We start from the raw sequence: 8,244 nt of genomic DNA, 5'->3' as shown, positions 1-8,244 counted from the left end.
AAACATAATAAAACCCCTTGAATTAGATTTCTCCAATTCAAGGGGTTCAGTTCAGACTCCTCTTTGCACACTTTTTGAATTTATCAAGCTCACTTCGTCAACCCTTCCGGTACATCCGGGTTCTGCGACAATAATTGACTTCTTCGCTCGTACAATCTGAACAATACATAACCAACCATTCCGAAGAAGAACGGTCCGATCAATTCAAGCGTCAAATCCCAATACTGCCCTTCAGAAATTGCGGAAATGGCCGTTGAGAACACGCCGATCATTAACAGGAGATCCACCACAACGGTCACCGTCATGTAGACCCATTTGCGTTTGTAAATCACAAACGGTTTTTCCAATGACAGATTGGCCTTGAAGAATGGGAATGCAGTCACCAAGAATAGATATGGCAACGTTGATGACAAGTTATCCATTAACGTCAATACATTATAGAAATCAACGGCGGATTTGCCACCAAACGAAGTCATCGCGATCAACGCACTGACCACGCCGGCCTGCATCCACATTGCGTTCGCAGGCATCCCGTATGCATTCAACTTTGGTAATGCCTTTGGCCACAACTGCTTTGGCGTTCCTAAAATGAATGACTTAATCGGCATATATACGATCACAAAGAATGATCCCAGATAACTGATCAGCATGGTGAACGACCCAAACCGGGCGAACCAGAAACTCAGGGTTTGTGCTCCAGCGGCACCAAGCGAGAACTGCTGACCTAAACTATAGCCCAAGTTGCTCATTAAAACATAAGTCGTATTTCCTAAATTAACGCCCGAGCCATCGAACACTTTTGACCAATTGGCGGAAGCGCCCCACAGGAAGATAAATAGTGCATAAATCATGGTGATTAAAAACGCACCCAATGCCATCGCCAATGGGAAGTTACGTTTGGCGTTTTTCATCTTATCGGACACGCCGCCCATGGCTTCAATCCCGGCGTAGGCATAAATTGCAAATACTAGGAATGACACGATTGAGCTCAGTGATTGGTAACTTGCCCTTGGTGACTTTAACAAACTAGTTGGCAAGTTCATCGGTTCCGCGAGTTGAAACCCGTTCATACTTAACAATATCAGACTGGCGATACAGAAGAAGATCGTCAAGACAACGGCGGCAATTCCACCAACCGCTGCTAATTTGGCAACTTTGGTGAGCCCCTTAGTGGCAACGAAGGTCACGATGCAGAAAAATGCGATGCTCAAGATACCGATTGTTTCGGTGGAATCCAGCCCGCCGAAACGCCACTGGCCAGTCTGATCGGAGCCACTAATCGTCGTCGACAACATGATCCAAATTTTAGATACGGTGGACACAATCAAGATGATCCATGAGGCAATCCAGACGAAGCCGCCGACAAATGCCCATTTAGTCCCCAGCGAATTGGACAACCAGGAGAACACCCCACCGGCTTCGTTCCGCAAAGATGCCCCGTATTCTGAAAACATCAGTGATGAGGGCACGAAGAACAACAATGCGGCCAGGACATACCAGATAATGCCGGCGTAACCCATTGTGTAATAAGCGATCGACGTATTATCAAAGGCAAAAGTTGAGGTAAAGATCATCAACATGACGCTCATCAAAGTTAATTTATTGGTTGCAATTTTCTTCATAAGCAATGCTCCTTGTTTCGGTTATCATTTGTTGTGTCAAACCTTCCTGGCTATTTGGGTTAGGAAAGCAGTGGGACTTACGCTCCGCCTGGATTCGCTCACTTTTCTTAGGACAGCTCCTCAAAGCAACAATCTGCATGTAAGCACCCGTATCATAAATCCAAAACCCGGATTTCTGATACGGGAGACTTACACCCCGATTGTTAATCGCTTTGATCCGCTCACTTTTCTTCAAAACGACTTTCAATCGCTCTAGCATGGGCTTCCAAGCCCTCAACCCTTGCCAGCGTTGTAATGGCATCCTTTTCCTTTGCCAAAGCTTCTCTTGTATAGGAAACAAACTGTGTCCGTTTCACGAAGTCTTGGACACCCAATGGTGAGAAGAATCGTGCCGTACCACCCGTTGGCAAAATGTGGTTAGGACCGGCAAGATAGTCACCAAGTGGTTCTGAAGCTGAGAAGCCTAGGAAGACTGATCCGGCATTCTTAATTTGATTTAGATACTCAATGGCATCTGGGAGTTGGACTTCCAAATGTTCTGGCGCAACGGCGTTCATCAGGGTGAAGGCATCATCAATATCGTCAACGACTGCGATAAAGCCTTCATTATCCATGGCAGCTTGGGCAATTTCTTGGCGAGGCAATAACGCAACTTGGCGCGCCAATTCTTTGTTGACGGCATCGGCTAACTGCCGATCATCCGTAATCAACATCGGCCGAGCCAACTTATCATGTTCAGCTTGTGACAGCAGGTCTGCCGCCACTTGACTGGGTACTGATTGAGAACTGGCAATCACGCCAATTTCAGATGGACCCGCGATCATATCGATGTCAACTTGACCGAAGACCTTCTTTTTCGCAGTTGCCACGAAGACATTGCCGGGACCGGTAATTTTATCAACTCGAGGAACTGTTTCGGTACCATAGGCCAACGCAGCAATTGCTTGAGCGCCACCAACCGTATAAATTTCATCAACGCCGGCAATCTTGGCAGCGGCTAAAACGGCTTTACTCAAACCATCTTTTTGAGGTGGTGTCACCATGACAATCCGGCCAACCCCAGCAATTTTGGCGGGGATCACGTTCATCAGAATGGATGAAGGATAAGCAGCCGTCCCCCCGGGAACGTACAACCCAACTGCAGCCAGCGGTTGAATCTTTTCCCCACGAATGACGCCTTTCTTCTTGGCGTCAATAAAGCTTTCTTCAACCTCCATTTGTTGGAATGAAGTGATGTTAGCCTTAGCCAGCTTCAAAGCATCAATCACCTTTTGATCAGTCTGGGCATAGGCATCATCAATTTCTTGCTGACTAACGCGCAGGTCTTTGAGGTCAATACCGTCAAATTTTTTTTCGTAATCCTTCAGCGCCTGATCACCATTTTCAATCACGTTGGCAATAATATCGTCAACTGCTTTTTCAACCTCAGCTCGGTTGGCTACCTTGTTAGTCCGAATCGCTACCTGTTTCAATAAGTTGTCTAATGAATCTTCAATAATTTGCATATGTGCCACTCTCCATTTCTGTAAATGTGTTGATTATAATTAGAGTTTAATTAGGACAGCTCCTTGCAACTGATGCTAACATCTAAGGAACTTCAGACTAAAACCCAAGCCCGGGCTTTCAGCCTAAAGCACCTTAGATACCGCATCACCCGTTGCAATCCGCTCACTCAATAAAAAAATCCCCAGACATTACGTATAGTAATATCTGAGGACGATCTGTCGCGGTTCCACCTCATCTTTGTCGCCACCTCACGATGAAACGACCTTACGCTGCTAATAACTAGTCGTCCATCGAAATGAAGAACAGTTAAAGTAGCCGTGGTAACGCTGACTAGCGGAGTAACCTACTTGGTTCAATTACTCAGTTCATAGATGTGTTTTCACCGTCCACCGCAGCCTCTTCTCACCAACGAGGCTCTCTTTATGTGAAATGAACAATTACTTTTCTAATCATAACTTCATATTTATTATTTATTTTTAATTCGTTGATGGTGCTAGAATACCACCTCGGAAAAATATGTCAAGCATCTTTTCAAAATTTTCGCCAAACAAAAAGCCCAACGTCGTAAAATGTTAGGCTTAATCAGCATCTTTTATTGTTCTTCACGCATCACTGGCTGTTCTTTTAGACTCAACTTCTCCACGTTCAGCACTTTATCCACCAAGCCATCATAAAAGCTATCCTCATGGCTGACGATAATGAGGTTGCCGGGGAAACGATCAAGCGCGCGTTTGAGGGCTTCCTTGGTTTCCTCGTCCAAATGGTTGGTCGGCTCATCCATGATTAAGAAATTTGATGGTGTAAATTCCATCATCGCTAATTTAACCTTGGTCTGCTCACCACCGGAAAGCTGACCGATTGGCTTCATTGCATTAGCAGAATCCAGACCACACTTAGCCAGTTTGGTCCGAATGGTCTTTTGGTTTAACTTAGTGAACTTATCGGAAATAATCTGCATGGGCGTCATCCGATTATTGTCCCAGGAAAGTTCCTGGCTGAAGTAGCCAATCTTAGAAGACGGTGAAAATTTCGCCGTTCCACCTTTTGCAGTTAATTGGCCGAGAATCGTCTTAATCAAGGTCGATTTACCGACCCCGTTAAAGCCAGCAAAACCAAATTTTTCACCCATCGAAATGGTGAAGGTCACCGGCTTCAAAAGCGGCTTGTTATACCCAACCGAAAGGTGATCAACGGTCAAGGCTTCATGTGAACCAGTCTCTTCGTAAGGGAAGTTGAAGCTGGCTTTAATGTTCGTTGACGGCGGATCAATCTTATCCATATGGGCCAGCTTTTTCTCCCGCGACTTGGCCATTGTCGCCTTGGAACCGGCTTTGTTCTTGCGAATGAACCGTTCTGCTTTGTCAATTTCAACTTGCTGTTTATCATACTCCCGCTGTTGAAATTCTTCCCGTTCAGCCCGTTGGCGCATAGCCTGCTTGAAGCTGCCACGGTATTTGGTAATCTTACCAAAAGCCACGTTAATGATACAGTTAGTAATTTTCTCCAAGAAATCATAGTCATGGGAAACAACCAGGGCGGATCCTTTGAAACTGTTCAGATAATCAATTAACCAGTCGATCTGAGCAGTATCCAAATAGTTGGTTGGCTCATCAAGTAAAATGACATCTGGATCAGCCAACAGCATTTTAGCCAAAATAATTTTAGAACGCTGACCACCAGACATCTTCCCAACCAAATGATCCCGGCCAATATTATCAAGGCCTAGACCCGTGATAGTTTGATTAATTCGAGTGTCAATCTCATAAAAATTACTGGAGTCCAGTTCATCTTGAAGCTGGCCGGCCCGTTCCATTAATTTATCATCGCCGTTATTCGCATAATCGGCGTATAGTTTATTTAATTGGTGACTCTTATCATAGAGATCAGCAAATGCGGTCTGCAAAAACTGGGTAAGCGTCAAGTCGTCTTCGATGTCAGCGTATTGATCCAAGTACCCAATCTTGATGTTTTTTTGCCACTTAATGTCGCCGGATAGTGGCAGTTCGCTGCCAGTGATAATTTTAATCAGGGTTGATTTCCCGACCCCATTTTGGCCGACAACCCCCATATGTTCGCCTTTTTCCAGCGTGAATTCAGCGTCTTTGTACAGATCCTTTTCAGCAAAACTCATGGAAAGACCCGAAACAGATAGTAATGGCAAGTGATTCACTCCTTTTATAGTAGTGTGCGTAGCAAAGCGGTTAGGGATCGGAGTGTAAGTCGCCTTGAACGGAAATTCCCGGTTTTGGAATTTTTGTTCAAGGTGCTTACATGCAGATCCCTGCTTTGCGGAGCACCATTCAACAGTGTGCGAAACAAAGCGGTTAGAAGTCGGAGCATAAGTTGCTTTCACCAGAAATCCGGACTTTGGATTTTTGGTGGAAGTGACTTATGTGCAGACTTCTGCTTTGCGGAGCACCATTCGGCTATGTAGCCCGGATAACTTACGCGATGGCCTATAAATCTCATCTGTTTTATCCAATATAGCCACATTTTTAACTACAGTTATGCTCCCACACACCTTAATTTCGTCATTTAATCATACAATTTGTTACGTTACTCTTAATTAAACGCATGGTCAAGTAGTGCAACCGCTGACAAATTAAACTAATGGTATATAATATATTCATTACTTTTTTAAAGGATGTTTTGAAATGAATATTAGAGAAATTGAGTACATCACCATCCCCGTATCTAACCTTGAAGTCAGCCTGCGATTCTATCATGAAGTATTCGACCTGCGGATAGTTGACCTGCCAAACGGTGATAAGGGCGCTGACCTGCGCAAAATGTTCCTGGACTTTCGTCAAGAAGACAAGGTTGACCATCCAATTTCATTCGGCTTAATTGCAAAGGACTCGATGGAAGATATCAAGGCCCACTTGATTAACTACTTCGTCGATATTGTTGATGAACCAACCACCAAAACTGAAGTAAGGAGAAACGTTAACTCCATCACGATTTTGGACCCGGATAAAAACCGCATTGAAGTTAACGAATTTAGATAAAATGACACCAAATCAAGCGCTTCGCTATGGGGCAACCAAAGTTCTCCAAATTGCCAAATGGATTGGCTTTTTATTGATTTACCTCGTGGCCTCTGGAACCCTCGACGTGGCTGGCAGTTACACAGCCCTCATTCAATTGCATAAAGTCCTGGGGATTTCGCTACTGATCATTGCCTTGGCACTCGGATTTATCGGCTGGCGTTATGGACGGCAACTCGTTAAAAGCAACCCGCGGCATTTTGGCAGATTACCCGTTACTTTTGGGCGAATCGGTCAGCTGTTGATCATCTTTATGATCGTCATCGCTGTTCAGTCAATTTGGGGGTGGCTGGTTATCAATCATTTCTTGGATTTACCAGCCAATCAAAAAGCCATCAACCAAACCATTACCCAAATACCACTGTGGAACGATTTGTTTGCAGTGGTTCTGGCGCCAATTTTTGAGGAACTGATTTGCCGCGGCATCTTCATGAATTACTTTTTCAATAAAAACACTCGTCTGAATAACGGGTTAGCTATCCTCGTGAGCGGCATGGTATTTGGCTTTTTGCACGATATGAATTTCGATATTAACTGGCTGATCTATTCAGCGTTAGGTTGGCTGCTTGCATACACGTACCTGCACTTCAAAGATATCCGCTATAGCATGGCCCTGCATATGATGAATAATTTATTGTCAATTCTCTAAAACTCGCTTTTAGGATAATCAAACAAGCCCAACAGCTGTCCACATCGGATAAGCTGCTGAGCTTTTTTTACGGCCATTTAAAGGTGCCAGTTTACTTATAAATCGCTTTGACAAATTTCGGATTGGCCGTAATAAATCCGCCCTTGACTTCAAAGCGTTTGGTACCACCATTTTTGATCGAGTCTTGATGGCTGAACGTGAAGCGTTTGACCGTCAACTTAGCACCTTTGGTCAAATGCCCGTTTTTCTTGGTGAAGTCTGCGTTAGCATAACGATTAACGCCCTTCTTAATGATTACTTGACGCGGTTGTTTGTGCCGACCCATTTTCACCAGTTTTCGGTTACCGGTCACGTAATGACCATTTGGTAATTGATAACGGGTGGTCAAGTTGTGGGTCACAAACTGCTTAACTTTGAGTACCGTTCCCTGCTTGATATTGCGAACCTTACCTGTCAGATTCTTATTGGTATATTCATTAACGCCGCGAGGATTAATCGCCGTCAATGTCTTGTGGCTGCTGTGATAGTAGACTGGGCGGACATAGGCAGACTGAGTGGTAATATAGCCAGTCCAACCGTCTGTTTTGCTTTGGTGGTTAACATCCCGAACCTTATAGCGCAAATTGCCGTCTTTGGAGCGAGCATACCCACTCACTACAAACATTGGTCGAAATACCCGTGGCTTCTTAACATAGCCTGCTTTTCGTTCAGCCACTTTAAAGGTTGGATGCTGGTACAAATAAATCTTCTTCAGAGAATAGACCACTTCATTAATCTTAGCCAAGCCCTCAGTTTCCTTTGTCGGAACAGTCGGCGCTACGGAATTTTGCGTTGGGTCATTCTTAGGCGTAACGTCAACTCCTGGATTATTCGGAGTTACTGGCGTTGTGGGTGTCGCAGGCGTGACTGGATTAGTTGGCGTTGGCGTCACTGGATCGTCCTTGGGTGACGGATTTTTCGTGTAAATCAGTTTAACGGTTTGTCCCTTTTCGGTAAGCTTACCCGTCTGGACAGGATCATAAGCCTTAAACGTATAACCAGGAATTGCCAATTGATACTTGGCATCCGCCAAATCAAACGGATCATTCATTTTTCCATTGATCGTTTGGGCTTCATGAACTGACTGACCGGCCTCATCGACATACTGAACGGTCACGGGTTGCACCTGCTGCTTGTCAATCACATAAGGCAAGTAATAACTCATCACCGCTGTTGCTCGGCCCCGCCCCGGTAGTGTCCGATATTTGGCAATCATATAGTGCTCATAGCCATTGGCAATTGGTGTGCCGTCCATGTGATCCATTTCTTCGTTGGATGAATAAACCCCGCCACCGCCAGCGCCAGGCATCAAACCTGCCTGTTCGCTAAGAAGCTGTCCAAGATCTATGATTTTTGATATACTTCTATGTAAAAAGCGAGT

General features: G+C 44.8%; 6 protein-coding genes and 1 other annotated feature. Of the genes, 2 read left to right on the top strand and 4 right to left on the bottom strand.

Annotated features, from left to right (window positions below):
* Positions 1 to 89: 89 nt before the first annotated feature.
* The 3 genes from yjeM to FD12_RS05925 form a co-directional block, all read right to left on the bottom strand.
* Positions 90 to 1,622, bottom strand: coding sequence for a glutamate/gamma-aminobutyrate family transporter YjeM (gene yjeM, locus FD12_RS05940; RefSeq protein WP_056982176.1), 1,533 nt, complete (start codon positions 1,620 to 1,622; stop codon positions 90 to 92).
* Positions 1,623 to 1,843: 221 nt separating this feature from the next.
* Positions 1,844 to 3,127: a histidinol dehydrogenase gene (gene hisD, locus FD12_RS05930; protein WP_056982172.1), complete on the bottom strand. Its 1,284-nt coding sequence runs from the start codon at positions 3,125 to 3,127 to the stop codon at positions 1,844 to 1,846.
* 204 nt (positions 3,128 to 3,331) lie between these two features.
* Positions 3,332 to 3,590 (bottom strand) — a binding site (T-box leader).
* A gap of 130 nt (positions 3,591 to 3,720) precedes the next feature.
* Positions 3,721 to 5,259, bottom strand: coding sequence for an ABC-F family ATP-binding cassette domain-containing protein (locus FD12_RS05925; RefSeq protein ID WP_054749066.1), 1,539 nt, complete (start codon positions 5,257 to 5,259; stop codon positions 3,721 to 3,723).
* A 523-nt stretch (positions 5,260 to 5,782) separates the two neighbouring features.
* On the opposite strand from FD12_RS05925, the gene FD12_RS05920 reads away from it, so the two are divergent.
* Positions 5,783 to 6,136 carry a VOC family protein gene (locus FD12_RS05920; RefSeq protein ID WP_054749064.1) on the top strand — a complete coding sequence of 118 codons (354 nt, stop codon included), beginning with the start codon at positions 5,783 to 5,785 and terminating at the stop codon, positions 6,134 to 6,136.
* Between the two features lies 1 nt (position 6,137).
* Complete coding sequence (locus tag FD12_RS05915) at positions 6,138 to 6,824, top strand: CPBP family intramembrane glutamic endopeptidase (protein ID WP_056982178.1); 687 nt, start codon at positions 6,138 to 6,140, stop codon at positions 6,822 to 6,824.
* A gap of 91 nt (positions 6,825 to 6,915) precedes the next feature.
* On the opposite strand, the gene FD12_RS05910 is transcribed toward FD12_RS05915, so the two are convergent.
* Positions 6,916 to 8,244 (bottom strand): DUF5776 domain-containing protein (locus tag FD12_RS05910; protein WP_162258721.1); only part of this gene is annotated, 1,329 nt, incomplete at its 5' end.

It is taken from the genome of Lentilactobacillus rapi DSM 19907 = JCM 15042 (genome assembly GCF_001436255.1).
Taxonomy (GTDB): domain Bacteria; phylum Bacillota; class Bacilli; order Lactobacillales; family Lactobacillaceae; genus Lentilactobacillus; species Lentilactobacillus rapi.
The sequence above is the reverse complement of the archived record's forward strand: the minus strand, read 5'-3'. Positions and strand labels throughout refer to the sequence as shown.

What these genes read in the sequence shown, in the direction of transcription:
- yjeM (WP_056982176.1), bottom strand. Translation starts at nt 1,622, where the DNA reads ATGAAGAAAATTGCAACCAATAAATTAACTTTGATGAGCGTCATGTTG.
- hisD (WP_056982172.1), bottom strand. Translation starts at nt 3,127, where the DNA reads ATGCAAATTATTGAAGATTCATTAGACAACTTATTGAAACAGGTAGCG.
- FD12_RS05925 (WP_054749066.1), bottom strand. Translation starts at nt 5,259, where the DNA reads ATGAGTTTTGCTGAAAAGGATCTGTACAAAGACGCTGAATTCACGCTG.
- FD12_RS05920 (WP_054749064.1), top strand. Translation starts at nt 5,783, where the DNA reads ATGAATATTAGAGAAATTGAGTACATCACCATCCCCGTATCTAACCTT.
- FD12_RS05915 (WP_056982178.1), top strand. Translation starts at nt 6,138, where the DNA reads ATGACACCAAATCAAGCGCTTCGCTATGGGGCAACCAAAGTTCTCCAA.